The organism is Thauera chlorobenzoica (assembly GCF_001922305.1).
Lineage (GTDB): Bacteria > Pseudomonadota > Gammaproteobacteria > Burkholderiales > Rhodocyclaceae > Thauera > Thauera chlorobenzoica.
On the sequence record NZ_CP018839.1, the window covers coordinates 3,394,131 to 3,418,320 of the forward strand.

Consider the following 24,190-nt stretch of genomic DNA (forward strand, 5'->3'; position numbering starts at 1 on the left):
GCCGCATCAAAAACCGCTGCAGCGCTGAAAGAGGTGCGCATTATAGACAATGAAACAACCGCGTCAATTAGTAATTCAAACTCCCGAACCAGCTCCCGGCCTGCACACTCCATCGACAACTCTTTTGCGAGTCTCCAGGATTGCCATCACCGGTTGCGGCCGCTCGCTTTAAGGTGGTATCGTCCGCGCGTCACGCGGGAGAGAACTCCCGATCTGGAGTCGCCGAAGGCGCAACCCCCGGAACCGCTCAGGCAAAAGGACCGCGTGCAAAGTACAAGTCTGGAGAGTGGTACGAACGCCAAGGCGTCATGCGTACCCACCGAAGGGGCACCCGCCCGCTGCATGCTTCTTTCTACATAATATATAGATAGGGGCGCACGGCGCGAAATCTCTCAGGTACAAGGGACAGATGGGGCGAAGCCGGCGAACAGCCGGGGCGCGCTTTCTGTTTACTTACCGGAGTCCCTCAGCGATGAGCGCCCCTGCACAGCACCCCCCCTTTCACGCAGCACATCTTGCTGCCGGCGCGCGCATAGTCGATTTTGCCGGCCGGGACATGCCGGTCAATTGCGACTCGCAAATCGATGAGCATCATGCCGTACTCCCTGATGCCGCCATATTCGACGTCTCGCGCATGAACGTGTTCACTACCGCCGGTGAAGGCGGGACCACCAGCAGCAGCTTCTCGCCAATGCCTGAAAAGTCCATCGCTTCCACCCGATTGCCGCTCTCGGCCCAGACCGGCGAAGAGGCCGAAGTCGAAGCCCGGGGCAAGCGCCAGAAAGCCCGCACCACGAGGCTTCCCTTCGTCCGTAACGGGAAGCCCCTGATCTGACCTCCCGCCCGCTCCCCGATTCAGGAGCAGGCCAGCCGTAAAACCACCAACTCACCCTGTCTGGAGAACGAACATGAGCAAGATTCCGGCCGATCTGAAATATACGAAATCCCACGAATGGGTTCGCGTCGAAGCTGACGGGACGCTGACTATCGGCGTCACCGACCACGCCCAGGAAGCCCTCGGCGATGTCGTCTTTCTCGAACTGCCCGAAGCGGGCCGCACGCTCGCGGCAGGCGAGGCCTGCGCCGTGATCGAATCGGTCAAGGCCGCTTCAGACATCTACGCGCCGGTTGCCGGCGAAGTCGTCGCCAACAACCAGGACGCGGCCGATGCGCCCGAGAGCGTGAATGCCGACGCTTATGCAGCCTGGCTGTTCAAGATCAAACCGAGCGACCTCCAAGGGCTCGCCACCCTGATGGATGCCGCGGGCTACCAGGCCGAAGTCGCCCAGGCCTGAGAACGCCAGGCGACAGGGCGAACAGGCCTGTCGCCCCCCGGACAGCGCCCGCCCCCCAGCGCCTCCTGCATGAAGACCCTCCTTTGCAGCGGCCTTCCCTCTCTCCAGCCCAAGCCAGTCCTTCGGCGCGCATTGATTCCTCGCCTCGACCATGACCGACACCCTGCTCTCTGCCCCGCTCGCCTGCCTCGAGCAGCGCAACGCCTTCATCCACCGCCACCTCGGCCCCAATGCCGACGAGATCGCCCACATGTGCGCAGCGATCGGCGTCGCCGACATCGATGCACTGATCGATCAGACCGTCCCGGCCGGGATCCGCCTCGAATCCCCTGTGCCGCTCGCCGCACCGGTGCCGGAACACGAAGCGCTCGGGGCCCTGAAAGCAATCGCCACACGCAACGTGCTGAAGAAGTCCCTGATCGGCCTCGGCTACTACGGCACCCACACCCCCGCCGTGATCCTGCGCAACGTCATGGAGAACCCGGGCTGGTACACCGCCTACACACCCTACCAAGCGGAAATTTCGCAAGGCCGGCTGGAGGCTTTGCTGAACTACCAGCAGACAGTGATCGATCTAACCGGTCTCGAACTGGCCAACGCCTCACTGCTCGACGAGGCGACCGCCGCCGCCGAGGCCATGACCATGGCGCGCCGCGTGTCGAAGTCGAAGTCGAACATCTTTTTCGTCGATGAGGCCTGCTTCCCGCAGACGATAGACGTGGTGCGCACCCGGGCCCATTACTTCGGCTATGAACTGATCTACGGCAACGCCGAGGAAGCTGCCGCGCACGATGTCTTCGGCGCACTGCTGCAGTATCCGAATGCCCGCGGCGAAATCGTCGACCTTTCTTCCACCATCGCAGACCTGAAGCAGCGCGGCGCGACCGTCGCCATCGCCAGCGACCTGATGGCGCTCGTCCTGCTGAAGAGCCCGGGCGCGATGGGCGCCGACATCGCCCTCGGCTCGGCCCAGCGCTTCGGCGTGCCGATGGGCTTCGGCGGCCCGCACGCGGCCTTCTTCGCCACCCGCGAAGCCTATGTACGCTCGATGCCCGGTCGCATAATCGGTGTCTCCAAAGACGCCCGCGGCAACACCGCCCTGCGCATGACCCTGCAGACCCGCGAACAGCATATCCGCCGCGAAAAGGCAAACTCCAACATCTGCACCTCGCAGGTGCTGCTCGCCAACATGGCCGGCTTCTACGCCGTCTATCACGGCCCGCAGGGCCTGCGCACGATCGCCGCGCGTATTCACCGCCTCACTGCCCTGCTTGCCCAAGGTCTGCGCGATGCGGGGTTCGAACCCGGCCAGCACGCCTTCTTCGACACCATTGAAATCGATGCCGGCGCGCGCGCACCCGCGATCCTGGCCGCGGCACGAGAAGCCGGCTACAACCTGCGCAGCGCATCGGGCACTCGCCTGGGCCTGTCGGTGGATGAAACCACCACCCGCGGCGACATCGCCGCCGTGCTCGGCTGTTTCGGCGCCACCGCCGACCTCGACGCGCTCGATCGCGCGGTCGCCGCCGCCGGCGGTGCCCTGCCCGCCGGACTGCTGCGCCGCGACGCGATCCTCACCCACCCCGTGTTCAACAGCCACCACACCGAGCACGAGATACTGCGCTATCTGAAGAAGCTGCAGAACCGCGACCTCGCGCTCGACCACTCGATGATCTCGCTCGGCTCGTGCACGATGAAACTCAATGCCACCAGCGAGATGATTCCGGTCACCTGGCCCGAGTTCGCCAACGTGCACCCATTCGCTCCGCGCGAGCAGGCCAGCGGCTACCTCGAGATGATCGAAGGCCTGGCCGACTACCTGCGCGCGGTCACCGGCTTCCCGGCGATCAGCATGCAGCCCAACTCCGGCGCCCAGGGCGAATACGCCGGCCTGGTCGCGATCGCGCGCTACCACGCCAGCCGCGGCGAAGCGCAGCGCAACGTATGCCTGATCCCGAGATCGGCTCACGGCACCAATCCGGCGACCGCGCAGATGTGCGGCATGCAGGTGGTGGTGGTGGACTGCGACGACAGCGGCAACGTCGACGTCGCCGACCTGCGCACCAAAGCCGAGAAGCACGCCACCGAACTCGCCGCGCTGATGATCACCTATCCGTCCACCCACGGCGTGTTCGAAGAGTCGATCCGCGAGATCTGCGCCATCGTGCACCAGCACGGCGGGCAAGTGTACATGGACGGCGCCAACCTCAATGCCCAGGTCGGCCTGACCTCGCCGGCAACGATCGGCGCCGACGTCTCGCACATGAACCTGCACAAGACCTTCTGCATCCCGCACGGCGGCGGCGGCCCGGGCATGGGGCCGATCGGCCTTGCCGCACACCTGGCACCCTTCATGGCCGACCATGTGCTGCAGCCCACCGGCGCCGCAGAGCGGGCCAACCTCGGCCAGGGCGCGGTATCGGCCGCCGCCTTCGGCTCAGCGAGCATCCTGCCGATCTCGTGGATGTACATCACGATGATGGGGGGCGAGGGCCTCAAGCGCGCCACCGAAGTCGCAATCCTCAATGCCAACTACCTCGCCGGGCGCCTGAAAGCACACTACCCGGTGCTGTACACCGGCAGCCGGGGGAGGGTTGCCCACGAGTGCATCATCGATATCCGCCCGATCAAGGCAGCGACCGGGATCTCCGAGGTCGACATCGCCAAGCGCCTGATGGACTATGGCTTCCATGCCCCGACGATGTCCTTCCCGGTCGCGGGGACGATCATGATCGAGCCGACCGAGTCCGAGGACCTTGCCGAACTGGACCGCTTCGTCGCCGCGATGATCGCGATCCGCGACGAGATCCGCCAGATCGAGGCTGGCACCTGGCCCGCCAACGACAATCCGCTGAAGAACGCCCCCCATACGCAGGCCGACTTCATTGGCGACTGGACCCGCCCCTACTCGCGCCAGCAGGCGGTGTTCCCGCTGCCCTGGGTGGCGGCGAACAAGTTCTGGCCCAGCGTCAACCGGATCGACGACGTCCATGGCGACCGCAACCTGTTCTGCGCTTGCGTGCCGGTTGACGAATATCGCGACTGAACGGCAACAAGCGCTGCCGGGCTGCTAGAATCCTCGCGCCTCGACCAGAAAGCCACGCTCTCGAGCGTGGCTTTTTCAATGCTGCGGCCCGGCCTGTGCCCCGCTTCCGCCCGCCCGGCTCACCGACCAACCTCACCCGACACGCTCACCGACGGCAATGCCTGCCCCACGCTCCGATCGCAAAGCGCTCTGGCTCGGCCTGCTGATCGCCAGCCTCGTCCTGCTCGCGGCCGTTTTCACGATGCTCGCAGCACAGATGCGGCCGGTGCCGATGCACGACCTGAACCTGGCCGAAGGCGAAAAGCTCAAATGCGTCTCCTACGCCCCCTACCACCGGCCGGGGCAGACGCCGCTCGATCCCGCCAGCCGCATTCCCCGCGAGCAGATCGCCGCCGACCTCGAAGCCCTGGCGAAAATCACCGCCTGCATACGCCTCTACTCGGTCAGCCAAGGACTCGGCGAGGTCCCCGAGCTGGCCCGGCCGCTCGGGCTCAAGGTGCTCCTCGGGGCCTGGATCGGTTACGACAAGGCGCTGAACGCGGCCGAACTCGCGCATGCGCTGGAACTCGCCAATGCCCACACCGATGTCGTGCGCGCCCTGATCGTCGGCAACGAAGTCCTGCTGCGGCGCGAACGCAGCGAGGATGAAATGCGCGCCCTGCTCCGCCACGCCCGGGCCCGTGCCGAAGTCCCCGTCACCTATGCCGACGTATGGGAGTTCTGGACCCGGCACGACAGCCTCGCCGCCGAGGTCGATTTCGTCACCGTGCACATCCTGCCGTTCTGGGAGGATGAGCCGGTTGACATCGTCGATGCGCTCGAGCACGTTGCCGACATCCGCCAGCACGTTGGCACGCACTTCGCCGGCAAGCCGATCCTGATCGGCGAAACGGGCTGGCCGAGCGCCGGCCGGCAGCGCGAGGAATCCCGCCCGTCGCGGGTCAACCAGGCACGCTACATCCGCGAGTTCGTCCACCAGGCCCACACCCGGGACTGGGACTACAACCTCATCGAAGCCATCGACCAGCCCTGGAAGCGGCGCCTCGAAGGCACGGTCGGCGGCCACTGGGGGCTGCTCGAGGCGAGCAGCTTGGCACCGAAATTCCCCCTTGCCGGCACCGTCGCCGAACGCGAAAGCGCATTCGGTCCGGTCGGCGGCGCCCTCCTCGGCGGATTGCTCGCCTTCCTCCTCGCCACCACCGGACGGCGCACCCGCTGCCTGCGCGTCAGCGCCCTGAGCGCGACCGGAGCGCTCGGCGGGGTGGTCGCGGTGCTGCACTGGGAACACGCCCACCTCGCTTACCGCGACGCACTCGAATGGTCCGTGCTCGGCACGGTCGCCGCCCTCTGCGCCGCGCTGCCGCTGGTCCTCGCGCGCTGGCATGGAGAACCGCTCCCGGACGCGGCGCGCGCCGCCCGACTCCTGTGCCGGCCGCAGGGCTGGCGCTCGAAGGCCACGCTCCTCGGCCTGCTGCGCGCCCTGTTGCTGTTCGCCGCGGCAATCGCTGCGCTGCTGTTGTGGGTCGATCCGCGCTACCGCGACTTTCCAACCCTGCTGTACCTGATCCCGGCCGTGGTCTTCGGCGTCATCAGCTGGTGGAACCCGCCACCTGGCCGCGGCGAGCGGGTCTGCGCGATCCTCATTGCTTTCGCGGTAAGCGCCCGCTGGCTGAGCGAACCCGCCAACCCGCAGGCGATCGGCTGGCTACTGTGCGGCCTCGCGTTCGCCCTCCCGCCGCTCCTGCTCCGCCCGCAGCAACACCAGCAGCGATAGCAGGGCGCCCACCGCAGCGGGGTCGTAACTGTACAGCACCAGCCCGGCGACCCCGCTCAGCCAGCCCACCCAGGCCAGGCTGCACGCGCCCAGCACGAAGCCGAGCAAACCACACCCCAGGCTCAGCCAGCCCACGCGTTGATGCAAGAAGCTTTCCACCAGCACGGTCTTGAACAGGCACAAAGCGCCAGGCTCTGCACAATCGCGCGGCAGCAGACCGGCCTCGAGCACGCCGTGACGCAGCCACAGGGCCAGTGCCGCCAGGACCAGCCCGGCAAGCAGCACAGGCAAAGCGCCATGTTTGTGCAAATTAGTTGATGTCATCCATCCTTTCCCTTGTGAATCAGTGCTCCACATGAACGCACATGCGTTGTTGCAAATTGGCACCGATGGCCGCTCGTAACAGACTGAAATCGTGCATAAAATGCCGTCCGGACAGCGTCGCCCCCGGAGCGTCCGCCGAGCGCCGCGCATTGTGTCACAAGGGCAGGCGTGACGATATTTGCACGCGGCGATGAACGGCTCTTCACCGGATTCTCACCTCCTCCCGCTGCATTCCCTCTCTCCCCAGCCCCGCTTTCCCACCCAAGGCAACATGGAATCCCAATGAAAAACGCCGCTACGTTCGCAACCCGCCTGGCGATCGCAGTCGCGATCGCCATCGCGGTGGCGTTCGCGCAGTACTGGATCTGGCAGCAATTCAACCGCGGCGCCGAGTTCATCGGCACCAACCAGAGCATCAAGGGCTTCGCCTACAACGGTTTCCAGCGCGACCAGAGCCCGCTCACCGGCACCTACCCCAGCCGCGAAAACCTCGCCGCCGACCTCGACCTGCTCGGGCGCATGTCCGACGGGCTGCGCACCTATGGCGTCACCGACATGCCGGAACTGCTCGGCCTCGCCGGCGAGCGCGACATGATGGTCACCGCCGGCGCCTGGCTCGACGCCGACAAGACGCGCAACGCCCGCGAAATCGCCGCGCTGCTCGAAGTGGCACCGAAAATGCGCCACATCGAGCGGGTGATGGTCGGCAACGAAGCCGTGCTGCGCGGCGACCTCACCGTCAGCGAACTGATCGGCTACCTCGACCAGGTGCGCAAGACCCTGCGCAAGCCGGTTTCCACCGCCGAACCCTGGCACGTCTGGCTGCGCTATCCGGAACTCGCCAAACACGTCGATTACATCACCGTGCACCTGCTCCCCTATCACGAGGGCGTGCCGGTCGAAGCCGCCGTCGAATACGCCTTCCAGCGCTACGACGAAGTCGCCCGCGCCCATCCGCGCAAGAAGATCGTCGTCGGCGAAATCGGCTGGCCCAGCCGCGGCCCCACCATCGGTGCGGCCCTGCCCTCACTCGACAACGAGGCCCGCTTCATCCGCGAATTCCTCGCCCACCCCCGCACCGCGCGCATCGACTACTTCCTGATGGAAGCGATCGACCAGCCGTGGAAGGTCGACGTCGAAGGCTGGGCGGGTCCGTACTGGGGCATGTTCAACGCCGACCGCGAGCAGAAGTTCGCCCTCGAAGGCATCATCGAGCGCGACCCGCACTGGTCGACCAAGGCGAGCAACGCCGCCGCACTCGCCTTCCTGCCGATGCTGCTGATCGCCTTTTTGCTCGCCGACTGGAGCATCTTCGGCCGTCTCTTCCTCGCCGCCCTGATCCAGGCCTGTGTATCGACGCTGATCATCGGCCTCAACGTACCGGTCGACTACTATCTCACCCAGCGCGACCTCGTCGGCCTCATCCTGCTCATCGGCGCCACCGGGCTTACCGCCGCCGTGCTGCTGTCGCACGGTTTCGAATTCGGCGAAGTGCTGTTCAAGAAGAAGTGGCAGCGCCGCTTCCTGCCGCTGCCCCCACACGCGCCCGAGCAGCAGCCTTTCGTGTCGATCCACCTCGCCTGCTACAACGAACCCCCGGAGATGGTGATCGCGACCATCGACAGCCTGGCGCAGATGAACTATCAGAACTTCGAAGTGCTGGTGCTCGACAACAACACCCGCGACGAAGCCTTGTGGAAACCGCTGGAAAAACGCTGCGCCGAGCTCGGCTCGCGCTTCCGCTTCTTCCACCTCGCCAACTGGCCCGGCTTCAAGGCCGGCGCGCTCAACTACGGCCTCAAGGTCACCGATCCGCGCGCCGCAGTCGTGGGCGTGGTGGACGCCGACTATGTCGTCGAGCCCGACTGGCTGGCCTGCCTGATCCCGCACTTCGATCAGTCCGAGGTCGCCGTGGTGCAGGCCCCGCAGGCGCACCGCGACTGGGAGACCCAGCCCTTCAAGCGCATGTGCAACTGGGAGTTCGACGGTTTCTTCCGCATCGGCATGCACCACCGCAACGAGCGCAACGCCCTGATCCAGCACGGCACCATGACCCTGGTGCGGCGCCGCGCGCTCGAAGAAGTGGGCGGCTGGTCGGAGTGGTGCATCTGCGAGGACACCGAGCTCGGCCTGCGCCTGATCGAGAAGGGCTACGACACCCGCTACGTCGACCACATCTTCGGCCGCGGGCTCACGCCTTCGGGCTTTGCCGCGATCAAGAGCCAGCGCTTCCGCTGGGCCTTCGGCGCGATGCAGATCCTCAAGGCCCACCTGCCGCAGATGCTCGGGCGCAGCACCCTGAACCTCGCCCAGCGCTATCACTTCCTCACCGGCTGGTTCGCCTGGCTGGGCGACGCGCTGCAGCTCGTGTTCGCCTTCGGCAGCCTGCTGTGGACCCTGGGCATCCTGCTGTTCCCGAAAGCCTTCGGCCTGCCGGTGATCGCGCTCGCCCTGCCGATCCTGGGCTTCATGGCGTTCAAGGCCGCACTCGGCCCGATCCTCTACCGGCGCACGATGGACTGCCCGTGGAAGGACATCCTCGGCGCCTCGATCCTGTCGGTCGGCCTGGCGCACGCGATCGCACGCGGCGTGTTCGCCGGCCTGGTGAAGAAGAAGGGCGTCTTCGTCGTCACCCCCAAGGGTTGGCGCGGCGGCGGCGCGCTCGCCTTCTTCAACCCCATCCGCGAGGAAATCGGCATGCTCGTCGCGCTGCTGATGGGCGCCGCCACCCTGGTCGCCCAGCGCGGCGCCGACAACCTGGAGACCCAGCTATGGGTCGGCATCCTGTGCCTGCAATGCATTCCCTACGTTGCCGCGATCCTGTGCCAGGTCGCCGCCTACATGCCGGAGCGCAACAGCGGTGACACCCCGCGTGGAACCCTGTTGCCGCAGGCCTGAACGTCGAGGATCAGTAGAGCGCCAGCGCCACGGCGGCGAACAGCACGAGTGCGGGATAGACGAGCAGGGTCACGCGCAAGCCGCCGCCGATCATCGCCCGCTGCGTGACGTGGCCGCTGCCGAACACGATCGCGTTGGGCGGGGTCGCCACCGGCAGCAGGAAGGCGCAGGAGGTGCCGACCGCCACCAGCACCGCCAGCGGCACCCGCTCGACATGAGGCGCAAGCCCCAGGAAGAGCGGGATCAGCAGGGCCGCACTCGCGGTATTGCTGGTGACCTCGGTGATAATCAGCGCGAACAACACCATCAGCGCGACGCACAGCAGGACCGGCATCTGCGCCAGCGGCCCGCCGAACTGGGCCGCCAGCCAGGCCGCCGCACCGCTGTCGGCCAGCGCCTTGCTCAGCGCCAGGCCACCACCAAACAGCAGCAACACGCCCCATTCCGTGCCGCGCTCGATGTCCACCCAGCGCGCCAGCCCGGATGCGTGCAGCATCACCAGGGCGAGCACGGCCACGGCAGCGTCGTAGCCACGCTCCAGCCCCACCCACTCGCCGAGCGGAGCCCCAAACACCCACAGCGACACGGTCAGCCCGAACAAGCCGATCATCCGTTTCTGCGTCGCGTTCCACGCCGCCTGCGGCGGTGGCGGGGTGAGCGCGACGTCGAGCCGGGGCTTCACCGCGCGGCGCAGGGCGAATTCCATCAGGGGCATCAACACCACCACCAGCGGCAGCCCCCAGCTCAGCCATGCGCCGAACGAGACCCCGGCATGGGCCGCCGCGATCGCGTTCGGCGGACTGCCCACCACGGTGCCGATGCCACCGATATTGGCCGAAAAGGCCACCCCCAGCAGCACATAGGTCCACGTCCGGCGGTACGGTTCCAGCGGCAGCGCGGACAACAAGCCGAGCGCCAGCGGCAGCATCATCGCCGCGGTCGCGGTATTGCTGATCCACATCGACAGGAAGGCCGTGAGCCAGAACAGCCAGCGGGTCGCGCGTCCGAAGTCGGCCCCCGCCCAGCGCAGTACCCGCCCGGCCATCCACCGGTCCAGCCCCTGGCGCTGGAGGCCGGCGGCGAGCGCGAAGCCGCCGAGGAACAGGAAGATCACCGGATCGGCGAACTGCAGCAAGGCCTCGTCGAACGCGAGCACGCCGCTCAGCGCAGCGAGCAGCGGCACCAGCAGGGCAGTGACGCTGACATGCAGGGCCTCGCTCACCCACAGCCAGGCGATGGTGGCGACCAGCGCCAGGCCGGCACCGGGCGGGCCGAGTTCGGCGCCGAGCCAGATGTTGAGGCCAACGTACAGACCGGACGCGATCAGCAGATTGACGATACGTGACAAGCGCGTTCCCCTTCCGCTGCGATCGGGGCCGGCGGGCCGCTCACCCCCGCCATGCGGCCAGCCGCCGGCCGAGCCGCGGCAGGTCGAAGGCGCGGTAATCCGGCAGGCCGTGCTGCGTGGGCTGGGTGAGCTCGCCTGCGATCAGGGGGCGGATGTAGTCGCACGCCGCCGCGGTGACGTGCAGGCCGTCGGCGCGGACGAAGTCGGCCGGCAGCGTGCGCTCGAGGTTGGCGATCGCGTCACAGTCGAGCGGGGCCATGTCCCACTGATAGGGCGCGTCGTGCACGCGCCGGATCGCCGGCATCGTGCCGCCCAGCCCCTGCACCGCGTATGCCACCGCGGCACGGCCGACCGCCATCGCCTGCGCATGGTCGGTCGCCGACAGCCAGTGCCCGCCGGCGCGCTGCAGGTAATCGGGAATCGCCCAGTGGTGCTTGTAACCCAGACGCTGGTGAATCATCCGTGCCACCGCCGAGCCCGCCCCGCCGAGCTGCACGTAGCCGCGGGCATCGTGCGACTTTTCCATCAGCAGGCTACCGTCGGCGTAGCGGATGCCCTCGGCGACGGTGATCGCGCAATAGCCCAGGCGCTCGGTCGTTTCACGCACCCGCGCAAGGAAGGCGTCCTCGTCGAAGGCCACTTCCGGCACCAGCACGACATGCGGTGGCCGCGCGGGATCGCCGCCCGCGGCGAGCGCGGTCGCCGCCGCCAGCCAGCCGGTATTGCGCCCCATCACTTCCATGACGAACACGCTGCCCTTGGCGCCGGCCATCGAAGCGATATCGAGTCCCGCTTCCAGCATCGAAGTCGCCAGGTACTTCGCCGCCGAACCGAACCCCGGGCAGCAGTCGGTGCCGACGATATCGTTGTCCACCGTCTTCGGCACCCCGATGCAGAGCAGCGGATGCCCACGCCGCCGCGCTTCGGCCTGCAGGCGGGCGACCGCATCCATCGAGCCGTTGCCGCCGTTATAGAGCAGGAAACCAATGTCATGGGCGTCGAACACGGCGAACAGGCGCTCCATCACCTTCCCGTCGTCGTCGTGCGGCAGATCGAAACGGCACGAGCCGAACGCCCCGCCCGGCGTCCGCGCCAGGCGCGCCAGCGCTGCGCCATCCAGGCCACCGGTATCGATCAGGTCCTCGTGGAGGACCCCGACGATGCCCCGGTGCGCCGCCAGCACCGTGCCGATCCGCCCCCCCTGTTCGCGCGCGGCGGCGATCACCGCCGCCGCAGTGGCATTGATCACCGCGGTCACTCCGCCCGAATGGGCGTAAAGCAGGTTGGCATGAGACATCGGGATCGACTCCGATAAGAGCTTCGAGACGGGCATCCGCACAGGGTGCACGGCGGCACAAAAAGCAGCGCGGCCGCTCCGATCTTCCCGGAGCGGCCGCGCACTGACAAGCCCGCTGCAGCGGCGGGCCGGATACTGCTCCCGCGCAGGCTTACTTCAGCGCCTCGAAGGCGTGTGCGGTGATCGCATCGACCGCGCCGAGGCCGGAGATCTTGCGCACCTTCGGTGCCCTGGCATCGCCCGAAGCCGCCCACTTGCCGTAGTACTCGACCAGCGGCTTGGTCTGGGCATGGTAGACGTCGAGACGCTTCTTGACCGTCTCTTCCTTGTCGTCGTCGCGCTGCACCAGGTCTTCGCCGGTGACGTCGTCCTTGCCCTCGACCTTCGGCGGGTTGTACTTGACGTGGTAGGTGCGGCCCGACGCCAGGTGGGCGCGGCGCCCGCTCATGCGCTCGACGATCTCGCTGTCGGGGACGTCGATTTCGAGCACGAAGTCGATCGCCACGCCCGCTTCCTTCATCGCGTCGGCCTGCGGAATGGTGCGCGGAAAGCCGTCGAACATGTAGCCGCTCTTGCAGTCATCCTGCTGCAGGCGATCCTTCACCAGGCCGATGATGATGTCGTCGGAGACGAGGCCGCCGGCATCCATCACCTTCTTCGCCTCGATCCCGAGCGGCGTGCCCGCCTTGACCGCGGCGCGCAGCATGTCGCCGGTGGAGATCTGCGGAATGCCGAACTTCTCCTTGATGAAGTTGGCCTGCGTCCCCTTGCCGGCGCCCGGCGGTCCCAACAGAATCAGTCGCATACACCCTCCCGAAAATTGGAAAGCCATTGAGCTGGCGCTTTCCTTATCAATGAATAAAGAGGCCGAAACTTAACCGACACGCGGCAGCCGGTCAAACCCCGCCCGCCGCCGCCCCAGCCGTAAACGCAGCGCGCACGCGCTCGAGGTCTTCCGCCGTATCCACGCCGGCCGGCGGCGCCTCGGCGAGCTCGATGACGCGGATCGGAAAGCCGTGCCACAGCGCGCGCAGCTGCTCGAGCGCCTCCCACTGCTCCAGCGGAGAAGGTGCGAGCCCGGCATAGCGGCGCAGGAACCCGGCCCGGTAGGCGTACAGCCCGACATGGCGCAGCAGCGGCAGGCCGGACGGCAAGGCGTTCCGCCCGCCCTCGCCCGCCCAGGCGTCACGCGCCCACGGAATCGGCGCCCGGGAAAAATACAGGGCACGGCCGGCGGCATCGCACACCACCTTCACCACATTCGGATTGAAGGCCTCGCCGGCCTCGACGATGGCATGGGCCGCGGTCGCGATCGCGGCATCGGGATCGGCCGCCAGTGCGCGGGCGACCGCGGCGACCGCGGCGGGATCGATCAGCGGCTCATCGCCCTGGACGTTGACCACGATCTCGTCGTCGCCCCAGCCGCACCGCGCCGCGACCTCGGCCAGGCGGTCGGTCCCGCTCGGGTGGTCGGTGCGGGTCATCACCACCGTCCCGCCCGCGGCCTCGACCGCGGCGCGTACCCCCTGGTGATCGGTCGCGACCCAGACCCCGGCGGCACCGGCCGCGTGCACGCGCTCGAGCACGCGCACGATCATCGGCTTGCCGGCGATGTCGGCGAGCGGCTTGGCCGGCAGCCGGGTCGAGGCGTAGCGCGCCGGAATGACGATGCGAAACTGGAAGGGCGTGGGAAGCGGCGGCGCCATCGGACTCACTTGCGCAGGGCGTCGACTTCTTCGGCACTCAGTGCGCGCGCTTCCTCGTCGAGCATCACCGGGATGTCGTCGCGGATCGGGTAGGCGAGGCGGTCGGCCTTGCACACCAGCTCCTGCTTGTCCTTCAGGTAGTCGAGCGGCCCCTTGCACAGCGGGCAGACGAGGATTTCAAGCAGTCGTGCGTCCATCTTCGAGCTTCTCCAGGATGCGTTCGGCGGCTCCCGAACCGATCTGCGCCCGCACCGGGTATTCCCAGCAATCCTCGGGCGCGAAAGGGCGGCATTTTACCGCATCCTTGGCCGTCATCAGGATCGGCAGCGCATCGCCGAAATCGAGATCAGCGGGAGTGAAGCGGTGGTGGTCGGGAAAGGGATGGGGCACGGGCTCGATGCCGTCGCCGGCAAGCTGTTCGAAAAAGCGCTGCGGCCGGCCGATGCCCGCCACCGCATGCACCCGGCAGCCGCGCAGCTCCGCGACCGGACGCGTCCGCCCGGGGGCAGCCACGGCCTCCAGCGATCCGCCCTGCAGATGCATGTCGAACACCGGCACCGCGCCGGCAGCGGCGCGCGTGGCCGCCGCCAGCGGCCCATGAGCGATCACCAGATCGACCTCGGCCAGCCGTGACAAGGGCTCGCGCAAGGGGCCGGCCGGCAGCAGCAGGCGGTTGCCGAGGGTGGCCTCATCGACCACCGCGACCTCCAGGTCGCGCCCGAGGCGGTAGTGCTGCATGCCGTCGTCGGCGACGATGACGTCACACCCGGGGTGGAGGCGCAGCAGCTCGCGCGCGGCCGCCGGACGGTCACGGCCGATCACCAGCGGGCACCCGGTCAGGCGCGCGAGCAACACCGGCTCGTCGCCGTACAGCGCCGGATCACCCTCGGCCGGCACCGCGGCGACGCCCTCGATCCGTCCGCCATGGCCACGGCTGACGATCCCCGGATGCCAGCCCCGGGCGCGCAGCACGCCGACCAGCCAGTCGACCACCGGCGTCTTGCCGCTGCCACCGACGGCGATGTTGCCGACCACGATCACCGGCACCGGCAGCCGCTGCGGGCGCAACGCCCTGCGCCGCCAGCGCGCGAGCGCGCCGAACAGCTGCGCCAGCGGAAACGCCATGCCGGCGAGCACGCCACGGCGCAGCCAGAATGCGGGGACAGACATGCTCAAGCGCTCACTCGGGCGGCGTCTGGGTGGCGAAGGTGATGTGCGCCAGCCCGGCCCGCTGCGCCGCCTGCATGACATCGATCACGCGCTGGTGCGCGGTGCGGGCGTCGGCATTGATCACCACCACCGGCGGGCGCTGCGCGCCTGCAGCCCTGGCCGCGGCCCTGGCGAGCGCCGCCGCAGTCGCGCCGACATCGCGCCCGCCGACGGGCTGGCCGTCGACCAGCACCTCGCCGGCCGCGCTGACGACGACGACGATCTCGTTCGCCACCGCCTCGGCGCCGTCGGGTTCGGCCGTGGGCAGGCTGATCTCCAGCCCCGAGACCCGGGAAAAGGTCGTCGTCAGCATCAGGAAGATGATGATCACCAGGACCACGTCGATGAGCGGGATCAGGTTGATCTCCGGCTCCCCGTTGCGACTGCCGCGGCGGAAATTCATGGCGGCAGCCCCTGTCAGGCGCGGCGTTCGCCGTGGGCGACTTCGACCAGCTTGACCGCCAGCTGCTCCATGTCGATCACGAAGCCGTCGACCAGGGCGCGGAAATGGCGCCAGAAGATCATCGCCGGAATGGCGATGATGAGGCCGAGGCCGGTGGTGTACAAGGCGATCGAGATGCCTTGCGCAAGCTGTGCCGGGTTGGCGCCGCTCACCCCCTGCGAGGCGAAGATGTCGATCATGCCGATGATGGTGCCGAGCAGCCCCATCAGCGGGCTGATCGCGGCGATGGTGCCGAGCGTGGTCAGGAAGCGCTCGAGCTCGTGGGCGACGGCGCGGCCGGTCTCCTCGATCGATTCCTTCATCATCTCGCGCGGGCTATTGACGTTGCGCAGCCCGGCGGCCAGCACCCGGCCCAGTGGCGAATGCCCCCCGACGCGCTCGATCATCGCCGGCGACACGCCATTGCCGCGCAGCTCATCGAGGACGTCGCCGAGCAGGCCGGACGGCACGATGCTCGCCCGGCGCAGGGCGATCGAGCGTTCGATGATCAGCGCCACCGCGATCACCGAAGCCAGAATCAAGGGCCAGATCGGCCAGCCAACAGCCTGGATGATCGCGAACACGCATGCCCCCTTGGAACAAAGGCGGCACTCTAGCGCCGCCGGCCGGCGGCAGCAAGCACGGCCGGCGGCAGCCGAGCACTCCCGGCCGGCTTTCGGCCGCCCCCTCCCGGCCCTTGCCAGGCGCCAGACGGGATTGGCGGAGGAATCCACAGAAGCTGTGGATAAGTTTGTGGGTTGTTTTGGGATGTTGCCCGCAAAGCCGGTCGCCACAAGCCTTCGGACACTCCGATGAAAAATTGTGCAACATTTTAAACTGTTTGTTTTCAACGAGTTGCAGATCAACCCCTTTCCCCTCAAGGACTTGCAGACAGGCCCTTGACAGGCCGCCGCAGCTGTGGATTCCGCTACAATCCAGCCATGAATCCGTCCCCCGCCGCCCCTCCTCCCGATGCCGAAAACCCGGCAAGAACGCTGTCCGCCCCGGTACTTAGCGTCTCCGAACTCAACCGCCTGGCACGCGAGGCACTGGAATCCGCACTTCCCCTGCTATGGGTCGGCGGCGAAATTTCCAACCTCACCCGGGCGGCCTCCGGTCATGTGTATTTCACCCTCAAGGACGCGAACGCCCAGGTACGCTGCGCGATGTGGCGCAACCGCGCACAGCTGCTGCCGTTCCGCCCGGAAAACGGCATGCGGGTCGAAGCGCGCGCGCTGGCAACCCTGTACGAGGCGCGCGGCGACTACCAGCTCAACGTCGAGGCGCTGCGCCCGGCCGGCATCGGCGCGCTGTTCGAGGCCTTCAACCGGCTCAAGAACCGGCTCGCCGCCGAAGGCCTGTTCGACCCGGCGGGCCGCCGCCCCCTGCCGCGCTTTCCGCGCGCGATCGGCATCGTCAGCTCGCCGCAGGCGGCGGCGCTGCGCGACGTGCTGGTCACCCTGCACCGGCGGGCGCCTCATCTGGCGGCGGTTCTCTATCCCGCCCCGGTGCAGGGCGCGGACGCCGCAGCCCGCCTGCGCGACGCGGTCGCGACCGCAGGCCGGCGGGCGCGCCAGGACGGCATCGAGCTGCTGCTGCTGGTGCGCGGCGGCGGCAGCATCGAAGACCTGTGGGCCTTCAACGACGAATCCCTGGCCCGCGCCCTGCGCGCCTGCCCGCTGCCGGTGGTGAGCGGCATCGGCCACGAAACCGACTTCACCATCGCCGATTTAGCCGCCGACCTGCGCGCGCCCACGCCGACCAGCGCAGCCGAACTCGCCAGCGCCGGCTGGCATGCGGTGCGCGCCGAACTGGCGGCGCTCGAACCCCGCCTCGGGCGCGCCATCGGCCGCCGTCTCGAAACCCTGGCCCAGCGCCTCGACCGCGCCACCCTGCGCCTGATCCATCCGCGGCAGCGCCTGGAGCGCGAACGGGAACGTCTCGCGCTCGCCGCGCGCCATCTGCGCGCGGCGCTCGAACGCCGGCTCGAGCGCGCTGCGCTGCGTTGCGCCCGCGCCGGCACCCGCCTGGACGCGGCGCGGCCCGAACTCGCCTCGTACCGGCAGCGGGTCGACGCCCTCGGCCTGCGCCTGCGCCAGGCGATGCACACCCAGGCGGAACTGCGCCGGGTGCGGCTCGCGGCGCTCGCCGCCCACCTCCAGCACCTCGCCCCCGAGGCCGTGCTCGCCCGCGGCTACGCCATCGCGCGCGACCCCCACGGCCGCGTGCTGCGCTCCGCGGCAGAAGTCGAAAACGGCGCCACGGTCAGCGTGCAGCTGGCCCGCGGCCGCCTCGACACCTCCGTTATCGGGCACCACGACGACTGACTGCGGTCGAATCCTGTGCAAACGCCCACCGACCCGGGGCTTGCCGATAGCGTTTCACAAACAGCCCGATAGTCTTAACATTCGGGCGCGAGCATTGTCAGCGGGGCAAAATCCCGACTAGAATCCTCGGGCTTTTTCCCCAGCTTCAGACAAAACAAGCCGAATAAAGGAGAACCCGCATGGAACACACCCTGCCCGCCCTGCCTTATGCCAAGGATGCCCTGGCTCCGCACATTTCCGCGGAAACGCTGGAGTTCCACCACGGCAAGCACCACCAGGCCTACGTCACCAACCTGAACAACCTGATCAAGGGCACCGAGTACGAGAACCTCGACCTCGAAGCCATCGTCAAGAAGGCCCCCGCCGGCGGCCTCTACAACAACGCCGCCCAGGTCTGGAACCACACCTTCTTCTGGAGCAGCATGAAGCCCGCCGGCGGCGGCGAGCCCAGCGGCGCGCTGGCCGACGCGATCCGGGCCAAGTGGGGTTCCTTCGACGACTTCAAGAAGGCCTTCCAGGCTTCCGCGGTCGGCAACTTCGGCTCGGGCTGGACCTGGCTGGTGAAGAAGGCCGACGGCGCCGTCGACATCGTCAACATGGGCGCCGCCGGCACCCCGCTGACCACCGGCGACACCGCGCTGCTCTGTATCGACGTGTGGGAGCACGCCTACTACATCGACTACCGCAACCGCCGCCCCGACTTCGTCGCCACCTTCCTCGACAAGCTCGCCAACTGGGACTTCGCGGCGAAGAACTTCGCCTGAACCCGCCCGAACCTGTCCGGCCCTGCGGGGCCGGTTCCATGCTCGACATCCTCTACCAGGACGACTGGCTGGTCGCGATCCACAAGCCTTCCGGCCTGCTCGTGCACCGCAGCCCGATCGCCGCCGGTGAGCAGCGCTTCGCCGTGCAGCTGCTGCGCGACCAGCTCGGTCGTCGCGTGTTTCCCGCCCACCGCCTCGACCGCGGCACCTCCGGCGTGCTGCTGTTCGCGCTCGAGCGCGAGACCGCCGCGGCCCTTGGCGCCCAGTTCGAGTCGCGCCGGGTGGACAAGCGCTACCTGGCGGTCGTCCGTGGCCGCCCGCCCACCGCCGGCCTCATCGACCACCCGCTCGCCCGCCGCCTGGATCCGATCGAACGCAGCCGCGGGCGCGGCGCCGGCGAGCGCGGCCGCCTGCCCGAGGACGAAGAGGACAGCGCAGTGCAAGCCGCCGCCCCCGACACCGACACCGCCGCCGACGGCCCCAGCCAAACTCCGCCACCGCCAACGCCCTTGCCAGCGCGCACCCAGTACCGTGTACTGGCCCACGCCGAGCTCCCTTACCGCGTCGACCGCTACCCCAGCAGCCGCTACGCCCTGCTCGAGCTCATCCCCGAAACCGGCCGTCGCCACCAGCTGCGGCGCCATCTCAAGCACATCGCCCACCCCATCATCGGCGACGCCACGTATGGCAAGGGCCGCCACAACCGCCTGTTCCAGCAGCTGTTCGGCAGCGCCCGCCTGCTCCTCGCGTGCACCGCACTGGGCTTGCGCCACCCTGTCTCCGGTGCCGTGCTGCAGATCCAGGCCCCGCCGGCGCCGGACTTCGCCGCCGTCCTCGCAGCCCTGGGCTGGAGCGCCCCCTTCCCCGCCAAGCCACCGGCCTGAGCCGGCACCGGCCCTCGCCGCCCCGCCTCGCCGGCCTCCCCTGGACGCCGATTTCAGGGCACAATCGGCCTTCCGGTTTGCGCCGCAGCCGCAGCAGCGTCCCGGCCTGTCCATGCTCACCCAGGTAAATCGATGAATCCGTTGCTCCAGGTACGCCAGCACGGCCAGCAGCTCTGGCTCGACAACCTCTCCCGCACCCTGCTCAACGACGGCCATCTCGCCCGTCTGATCGCCGAAGACGGCATCGCCGGCGTCACCACCAACCCTGCGATCTTCCACAAGGCGATCGCCGACGGCCGCTATTACGAGGACGATCTCGACGCCCTGCGCCAGCAGCCGATGGACGCCGAAGGGCGCTACGAGGCGCTGGTGATCCCCGACGTGCGCCGCGCCTGCGACCTGCTGCTGCCGCTGCACGAAGACAGCCACGGCGATGCCGGCTACGTCAGCCTCGAAGTCGCCCCCGCGCTCGCGCACGACGCCGACGCCACCGTCGCCGCCGGGCTGCGCCTGAGCGCCACCGTCGACCGCCCCAACCTGCTGATCAAGGTGCCCGCCACCGCTGCCGGGGTGGAAGTGGTCGAGCGCCTGATCGGCGCCGGAGTCGGTGTCAACGTCACCCTGATGTTCTCCCTCGCCCACGTCGACGCGGTCGCCGAAGCCTATGTCCGCGGTCTCGAACGCCTGCGCCGCGCCGGCGGCGAGCTCGCCCCGCTGATGTCGGTGGCGAGCCTGTTCCTGTCGCGGGTCGACACCCTGATCGACAAGCAGCTCGAGGAAACCGGCGGCGAGGCGCTGGCGCTGCGCGGCCGCACCGCAGTGGCGATGGCCCGGCTCGCCTACCAGCGCTACCGCGAGCGCTTCCACGGCGCCGGCTTCGAAGCGCTGCGCGCCGCCGGCGCCCGCCCGCAATATCTGCTGTGGGCGAGCACCGGCACCAAGAACCCGGCTTACAGCGACCTGCTCTACGTCGAGCCGCTGATCGGCGCGGAAACGGTCAACACCTTGCCCGACACCACCCTCGCCGCGCTGCGCGACCACGGCCGCATCGCCGCCACGCTGGAGGCCGAAACAGGCGCTGCAAGCGCGCACTACGCCGCCCTGCGCGCCCTCGGCATCGACCTCGACGCCGCCGGCGAGCGCCTCCAGCGCGAGGGCCTCGCCCAGTTCGAGCAGGCGTTCGCCGCGCTGCTCGAACTGGCCGCCTGACGCCCGCCCGGGGGGACGCCTCGCGATGAAATTCTGTTCGAACTGCGGCGCCGGAGTCGCCTTCCGCATCCCGCCCGGCGACACCCTGCCGCGCCACGTGTGCGAACAGTGCGGGACGATCCACTATCAGAACCCGAAGATCGTCGTCGGCGCCCTGCCGGAGTGGGAAGACCGCGTGCTGCTGTGCCGGCGTGCAATCGAACCGCGCCACGGCATGTGGACCCTGCCCGCCGGGTTCATGGAAAACGAGGAAACCACCGCCCAGGCCGCGGCCCGCGAAACCCTCGAAGAAGCCTGCGCCCGCATCGAAGTCGGCGAGCTGTATACCCTGATCGACGTGCCGCACATCAGCCAGGTCCACATCGTCTATCGCGCCCGCCTGCTCGACCTCGACTTCCGCCCCGGCGAAGAGTCGCTCGAGGTCGCGCTGTTCCGCGAAGAGGACATCCCGTGGCAGCAGATCGCCTTCCGCTCGATCCTGATGAGCCTGCGCCACTTCTTCGAGGACCGGCGCAGCGGCCGGTGGACGGTGCACACCGCCAGCCTCGGCCCGCCGCCGCCCGACTGGCGCTGAACCCCACCCCCGGACCGCCGCCGGACGTCGCCATGGCATAAGCTTATAAATGCGCCAGGGTTGAGTACGCCGCCTCCGGCGGGCGATAATCCGGCGATTATCAACTGCTCGCGGATCATGACCAGCTACATCTTCGTCGTCGTCGGCGCCGTTCTGGTGAACAACGTCGTCCTCGTCCGCATCCTCGGGCTGTGCCCCTTCATGGGCGTGTCGAAAAAGCTCGAGACCGCGATCGGCATGGGCGCGGCCACCACCTTCGTGCTCACCCTGGGGGCGGGCACCAGCTACCTGATCGACCATTACCTGCTGCAGCCGCTCGATCTCGCCTACCTGCGCACCCTGTCCTTCATCGTCGTGATCGCGGCGATCGTCCAGCTCACCGAGCTGGTGATCCAGAAGACCAGCCCGCTGCTGCACCAGGTGCTGGGCATCTACCTGCCGCTGATCACCACCAACTGCGCGGTGCTCGGCGTGCCGCTGCTCAACGTCGGCATGAAGCACGACCTGCTCGAGTCGCTGCTGTTCGGCTTCGGCTCCTCGCTCGGCTTCACCCTCGCGCTGGTGCTGTTCGCCGGCATCCGCGAGCGCCTCGAAGGCGCCGATATTCCTGTGCCGTTCAAAGGCACGGCGATCGCCATGATCACCGCCGGCTTCATGAGCCTCGCGTTCATGGGCTTTGCCGGACTGGACCGCTTCCAGTGAAGCGCCGGCCCCTGCGCGGGTGCAGCACGGATCAGGACGACGACGCACCAGTCAGCAGCATGGCGCACAAGCCCGCCCTCGCCCACCAACCCGGACACGACAAGACTCCCCCATGTTGACCGCACTGCTCGTGATGACCGGCATCGCCCTCGTGCTCGGCGCGACCCTGGGCTATGCCGCGATCCGCTTCAAGGTCGAAGGCGACCCGCTGGTCGAGAAGATCGACGCCATCCTGCCGCAGACCCAGTGCGGCCAGTGCGGCTACCCCGGCTGCAAGCCCTATGCCGAAGCCATCGCCAACGGCGAAGCCGACATCAACCAGTGCCCGCCCGGGGGCGAGGAAGGGGTCCGCAAGCTCGCCGACCTGCTCGGGCGCGAATTCAAGCCCCTGTCCGAAGAGCACGGGGTGGAAAAACCCAAGGCGGTGGCGGTCATCGACGAACAGGTATGCATCGGCTGCACGCTGTGCATCCAGGCCTGCCCGGTCGATGCCATCGTCGGCGCCGCCAAGCAGATGCACACCGTGGTCGAACCGCTGTGCACCGGCTGCGAGCTGTGCCTCGCCCCCTGCCCGGTCGACTGCATCGCGATGGTGGCGGTGACCGAGACCGTGCAGACCTGGAAATGGAAATACCCGGTGATCGAAATCAGGAAGGCGGCATGATCGGGCGCCTGTTCAAGTTTCGCGGCGGCATCAAGCCCGATGCCCACAAGAACGAGTCGGCCGGCGCCCCCATCGGCCGCGCCCCCCTGCCCCCGCGCCTGATCGTGCCGCTGCGCCAAAGCACGCGTGCGAGCGCGAACTGCATCGTCGAAGTGGGCCAGCGCGTGCTCAAGGGCGAGCGCATCGGCGCGCCCGAAGGCTTCCTCGGCACCGCGGTCCATGCCCCCACTTCGGGCACGGTGGTGGACCTGGGGCACTATCCGATGGCCCATGTTTCCGGGCTCGACACTCCCTGCGTGGTCATCGCCCCCGACGGCGAAGAGCGCTGGATCGAGCACGCCCCGTTCGATTACCACGCCGCCAGCCGCGAACAGGCGCTCGCCTGGCTGCGCGATTGCGGCATCGTCGGCCTTGGCGGCGCGACCTTCCCCAGCCACGTCAAGCTCGGCAAGGGCGCCGGCATCGAGACCCTGATCCTCAACGGCGCCGAGTGCGAGCCCTGGATCACCTGCGACGACCGCCTGATGCGCGAGCGTGCCGCCGACATCCTCGCCGGCGCGGCGATCCTGCGCGAGCTGATCGGCGCGCGCGAACTGGTCGTCGGCATCGAGGACAACAAGCCCGAGGCGATCGCGGCAATGCGCGAGGCAGCGGCAGCGGCAGCGGCCGGCGATATACGCATCGTGCCGGTGCCGGCGCTCTACCCCGCGGGCGGCGAAAAGCAGCTCATCCGCGTCCTCACCGGGGTCGAAATCCCCTACGGCAAGCTCGGCGGCGACTACGGCGTGCAGTGCTTCAACGTCGGCACCGCGCACGCGGTGTATCGCGCCATCGTCCACGGCGAGCCGCTGCTGAGCCGCGTCGTCACACTCACCGGCAACGTCGCCCGCACCGGCAACTGGGAAGTGCTGATCGGCACTCCGGTCGCAGACCTGCTCGCGCTCGCCCAGCCGAAGGCCGACACCGACCGCACCCTGATGGGCGGACCGATGATGGGCTTCGCCCTGCCGCGCCTGGACGTGCCCATCGTCAAGGGCAGCAACTGCCTCATCTCGGCCTCGCCGACCCTGTTCCCGCCCGCCCCGGCCGAGCAGCCCTGCATCCGCTGCGGCGAATGCGCCCGCGCCTGCCCGGCCGAACTGCAGCCGCTCGAGCTGTACTGGTTCGGCCGCTCGAAGAACTTCGGCAAGGCGCAGGAGTACCACCTCTTCGACTGCATCGAATGCGGCTGCTGCGCCTACGTATGCCCGGCCCACATCCCGCTGGTGGACTACTTCCGCTTTTCCAAGAGCGAGATCTGGGCGCGCGAACGCGAAAAGGCCGCTGCCGACCAGGCCCGCGAGCGTTTCGAGTTCCGCAACTTCCGCCAGGAGCGCGAAAAAGCCGAAAAAGCCGCCCGGCTCGCGGCCAAGGCCGCCGAGACCCACGCCCGGCTCGACAGCGAAAACACGGCACCGCCTGCCGCGGCCGATACCGCCGAGGAAGACCCGAAGAAAGCCCTGATCGCCGCCGCGCTCGCCCGCGCCCAGGCGCAAAAGGCCGAAACCCGGCCGCGCAACACCGACAACCTGAGCCCCGAGAAACAGGCCGAGATCGCCGACATCGAAGCCCGCCGCAAGGTGCTGGAGGCGGTGCATGCGATCGACCACCGCCGCGCGCCCGAACTGTCGGCCGCCGACGCGCCGCCCCCGGGCACGCCCGACGACGGCTCCGAGCCCCGCCACTGA

22 protein-coding genes and 1 riboswitch are annotated in these 24,190 nt (G+C 68.4%); of the genes, 13 read left to right on the plus strand and 9 right to left on the minus strand.

Annotation, left to right across the window (positions count from 1 at the left end; all coding sequences use genetic code 11):
• The first annotated feature begins 185 nt into the window (after window positions 1-185).
• Window positions 186-273: riboswitch (glycine riboswitch) on the plus strand.
• Between the two features lie 199 nt (window positions 274-472).
• From Tchl_RS15830 to Tchl_RS15845, 4 genes are all read left to right on the plus strand, one after another.
• Window positions 473-835, plus strand: a complete 363-nt coding sequence (locus Tchl_RS15830) for a glycine cleavage T C-terminal barrel domain-containing protein (RefSeq protein WP_075149207.1) — start codon at window positions 473-475, stop codon at window positions 833-835.
• Between the two features lie 73 nt (window positions 836-908).
• Window positions 909-1,295, plus strand: a complete 387-nt coding sequence (gcvH, locus tag Tchl_RS15835) for a glycine cleavage system protein GcvH (RefSeq protein ID WP_075149208.1) — start codon at window positions 909-911, stop codon at window positions 1,293-1,295.
• 151 nt (window positions 1,296-1,446) lie between these two features.
• Complete coding sequence (gcvP, locus tag Tchl_RS15840) at window positions 1,447-4,341, plus strand: aminomethyl-transferring glycine dehydrogenase (RefSeq protein ID WP_075149209.1); 2,895 nt, start codon at window positions 1,447-1,449, stop codon at window positions 4,339-4,341.
• A 157-nt stretch (window positions 4,342-4,498) separates the two neighbouring features.
• Window positions 4,499-6,115, plus strand: a complete 1,617-nt coding sequence (locus Tchl_RS15845; RefSeq protein WP_075149210.1) for a glycoside hydrolase family 17 protein — start codon at window positions 4,499-4,501, stop codon at window positions 6,113-6,115.
• Here Tchl_RS15845 and Tchl_RS15850 read toward each other — a convergent pair.
• On the minus strand, window positions 6,047-6,439 hold the full coding sequence (locus Tchl_RS15850) for a hypothetical protein (RefSeq protein WP_232311610.1): 393 nt from the start codon (window positions 6,437-6,439) through the stop codon (window positions 6,047-6,049). The genes Tchl_RS15845 and Tchl_RS15850 overlap by 69 nt on opposite strands.
• Before the next feature lie 282 nt (window positions 6,440-6,721).
• Between Tchl_RS15850 and Tchl_RS15855 the strand changes: the two genes are divergently transcribed.
• Window positions 6,722-9,337 (plus strand): glycosyltransferase, encoded by a 2,616-nt coding sequence (locus tag Tchl_RS15855; protein ID WP_075149211.1) that lies wholly within the window; start codon window positions 6,722-6,724, stop codon window positions 9,335-9,337.
• A 10-nt stretch (window positions 9,338-9,347) separates the two neighbouring features.
• On the opposite strand, the gene Tchl_RS15860 is transcribed toward Tchl_RS15855, so the two are convergent.
• The 8 genes from Tchl_RS15860 to Tchl_RS15895 all read right to left on the minus strand — a co-directional run bounded on the left by Tchl_RS15860 (window position 9,348) and on the right by Tchl_RS15895 (window position 15,923).
• Window positions 9,348-10,685 (minus strand): SLC13 family permease, encoded by a 1,338-nt coding sequence (locus Tchl_RS15860; RefSeq protein ID WP_075149212.1) that lies wholly within the window; start codon window positions 10,683-10,685, stop codon window positions 9,348-9,350.
• A 40-nt stretch (window positions 10,686-10,725) separates the two neighbouring features.
• Window positions 10,726-11,982 carry a 6-phosphofructokinase gene (locus tag Tchl_RS15865; protein WP_075149213.1) on the minus strand — a complete coding sequence of 419 codons (1,257 nt, stop codon included), beginning with the start codon at window positions 11,980-11,982 and terminating at the stop codon, window positions 10,726-10,728.
• 151 nt (window positions 11,983-12,133) lie between these two features.
• Window positions 12,134-12,787: an adenylate kinase gene (gene adk, locus Tchl_RS15870; protein WP_075149214.1), complete on the minus strand. Its 654-nt coding sequence runs from the start codon at window positions 12,785-12,787 to the stop codon at window positions 12,134-12,136.
• Window positions 12,788-12,878: 91 nt separating this feature from the next.
• Entirely contained in the window at window positions 12,879-13,688 is an 810-nt protein-coding gene (kdsB, locus tag Tchl_RS15875) for a 3-deoxy-manno-octulosonate cytidylyltransferase (protein WP_075149215.1), read from the minus strand.
• 5 nt (window positions 13,689-13,693) lie between these two features.
• Window positions 13,694-13,885, minus strand: a complete 192-nt coding sequence (locus Tchl_RS15880; protein WP_075149216.1) for a Trm112 family protein — start codon at window positions 13,883-13,885, stop codon at window positions 13,694-13,696.
• Window positions 13,866-14,858: a tetraacyldisaccharide 4'-kinase gene (gene lpxK, locus Tchl_RS15885; RefSeq protein ID WP_408646112.1), complete on the minus strand. Its 993-nt coding sequence runs from the start codon at window positions 14,856-14,858 to the stop codon at window positions 13,866-13,868. Before lpxK ends, Tchl_RS15880 begins: the two co-directional genes overlap by 20 nt.
• 10 nt (window positions 14,859-14,868) lie before the next feature.
• On the minus strand, window positions 14,869-15,300 hold the full coding sequence (locus tag Tchl_RS15890) for an ExbD/TolR family protein (RefSeq protein WP_075149218.1): 432 nt from the start codon (window positions 15,298-15,300) through the stop codon (window positions 14,869-14,871).
• Window positions 15,301-15,314: 14 nt separating this feature from the next.
• Entirely contained in the window at window positions 15,315-15,923 is a 609-nt protein-coding gene (locus Tchl_RS15895; protein ID WP_075149219.1) for a MotA/TolQ/ExbB proton channel family protein, read from the minus strand.
• A gap of 357 nt (window positions 15,924-16,280) precedes the next feature.
• On the opposite strand from Tchl_RS15895, the gene xseA reads away from it, so the two are divergent.
• The 8 genes from xseA (at window position 16,281) to rsxC (ending at window position 24,190) form a co-directional block, all read left to right on the plus strand.
• Window positions 16,281-17,666: an exodeoxyribonuclease VII large subunit gene (gene xseA / locus Tchl_RS15900; RefSeq protein ID WP_083945261.1), complete on the plus strand. Its 1,386-nt coding sequence runs from the start codon at window positions 16,281-16,283 to the stop codon at window positions 17,664-17,666.
• Window positions 17,667-17,845: 179 nt separating this feature from the next.
• Window positions 17,846-18,430, plus strand: a complete 585-nt coding sequence (locus Tchl_RS15905; protein WP_075149220.1) for a superoxide dismutase — start codon at window positions 17,846-17,848, stop codon at window positions 18,428-18,430.
• 38 nt (window positions 18,431-18,468) lie between these two features.
• Entirely contained in the window at window positions 18,469-19,314 is an 846-nt protein-coding gene (locus tag Tchl_RS15910; protein WP_075149221.1) for a pseudouridine synthase, read from the plus strand.
• Between the two features lie 132 nt (window positions 19,315-19,446).
• On the plus strand, window positions 19,447-20,523 hold the full coding sequence (gene tal, locus Tchl_RS15915) for a transaldolase (RefSeq protein ID WP_075149222.1): 1,077 nt from the start codon (window positions 19,447-19,449) through the stop codon (window positions 20,521-20,523).
• Window positions 20,524-20,548: 25 nt separating this feature from the next.
• Window positions 20,549-21,097 carry an NUDIX hydrolase gene (locus Tchl_RS15920; protein WP_075149223.1) on the plus strand — a complete coding sequence of 183 codons (549 nt, stop codon included), beginning with the start codon at window positions 20,549-20,551 and terminating at the stop codon, window positions 21,095-21,097.
• A gap of 117 nt (window positions 21,098-21,214) precedes the next feature.
• Window positions 21,215-21,799 carry an electron transport complex subunit RsxA gene (rsxA, locus tag Tchl_RS15925; protein WP_075149224.1) on the plus strand — a complete coding sequence of 195 codons (585 nt, stop codon included), beginning with the start codon at window positions 21,215-21,217 and terminating at the stop codon, window positions 21,797-21,799.
• 112 nt (window positions 21,800-21,911) lie between these two features.
• Entirely contained in the window at window positions 21,912-22,463 is a 552-nt protein-coding gene (gene rsxB, locus Tchl_RS15930) for an electron transport complex subunit RsxB (protein ID WP_075149225.1), read from the plus strand.
• Window positions 22,460-24,190, plus strand: coding sequence for an electron transport complex subunit RsxC (gene rsxC, locus Tchl_RS15935; protein WP_075149226.1), 1,731 nt, complete (start codon window positions 22,460-22,462; stop codon window positions 24,188-24,190). Before rsxB ends, rsxC begins: the two co-directional genes overlap by 4 nt.

Coding starts and splice junctions, on each gene's coding strand:
- Tchl_RS15830 (WP_075149207.1), top strand. CDS start 473: ATGAGCGCCCCTGCACAGCACCCCCCCTTTCACGCAGCACATCTTGCT.
- gcvH (WP_075149208.1), top strand. CDS start 909: ATGAGCAAGATTCCGGCCGATCTGAAATATACGAAATCCCACGAATGG.
- gcvP (WP_075149209.1), top strand. CDS start 1,447: ATGACCGACACCCTGCTCTCTGCCCCGCTCGCCTGCCTCGAGCAGCGC.
- Tchl_RS15845 (WP_075149210.1), top strand. CDS start 4,499: ATGCCTGCCCCACGCTCCGATCGCAAAGCGCTCTGGCTCGGCCTGCTG.
- Tchl_RS15850 (WP_232311610.1), bottom strand. CDS start 6,439: ATGACATCAACTAATTTGCACAAACATGGCGCTTTGCCTGTGCTGCTT.
- Tchl_RS15855 (WP_075149211.1), top strand. CDS start 6,722: ATGAAAAACGCCGCTACGTTCGCAACCCGCCTGGCGATCGCAGTCGCG.
- Tchl_RS15865 (WP_075149213.1), bottom strand. CDS start 11,982: ATGTCTCATGCCAACCTGCTTTACGCCCATTCGGGCGGAGTGACCGCG.
- adk (WP_075149214.1), bottom strand. CDS start 12,787: ATGCGACTGATTCTGTTGGGACCGCCGGGCGCCGGCAAGGGGACGCAG.
- kdsB (WP_075149215.1), bottom strand. CDS start 13,688: ATGGCGCCGCCGCTTCCCACGCCCTTCCAGTTTCGCATCGTCATTCCG.
- Tchl_RS15880 (WP_075149216.1), bottom strand. CDS start 13,885: ATGGACGCACGACTGCTTGAAATCCTCGTCTGCCCGCTGTGCAAGGGG.
- lpxK (WP_408646112.1), bottom strand. CDS start 14,858: ATGTCTGTCCCCGCATTCTGGCTGCGCCGTGGCGTGCTCGCCGGCATG.
- Tchl_RS15890 (WP_075149218.1), bottom strand. CDS start 15,300: ATGAATTTCCGCCGCGGCAGTCGCAACGGGGAGCCGGAGATCAACCTG.
- xseA (WP_083945261.1), top strand. CDS start 16,281: ATGAATCCGTCCCCCGCCGCCCCTCCTCCCGATGCCGAAAACCCGGCA.
- Tchl_RS15905 (WP_075149220.1), top strand. CDS start 17,846: ATGGAACACACCCTGCCCGCCCTGCCTTATGCCAAGGATGCCCTGGCT.
- Tchl_RS15910 (WP_075149221.1), top strand. CDS start 18,469: ATGCTCGACATCCTCTACCAGGACGACTGGCTGGTCGCGATCCACAAG.
- tal (WP_075149222.1), top strand. CDS start 19,447: ATGAATCCGTTGCTCCAGGTACGCCAGCACGGCCAGCAGCTCTGGCTC.
- Tchl_RS15920 (WP_075149223.1), top strand. CDS start 20,549: ATGAAATTCTGTTCGAACTGCGGCGCCGGAGTCGCCTTCCGCATCCCG.
- rsxA (WP_075149224.1), top strand. CDS start 21,215: ATGACCAGCTACATCTTCGTCGTCGTCGGCGCCGTTCTGGTGAACAAC.
- rsxB (WP_075149225.1), top strand. CDS start 21,912: ATGTTGACCGCACTGCTCGTGATGACCGGCATCGCCCTCGTGCTCGGC.
- rsxC (WP_075149226.1), top strand. CDS start 22,460: ATGATCGGGCGCCTGTTCAAGTTTCGCGGCGGCATCAAGCCCGATGCC.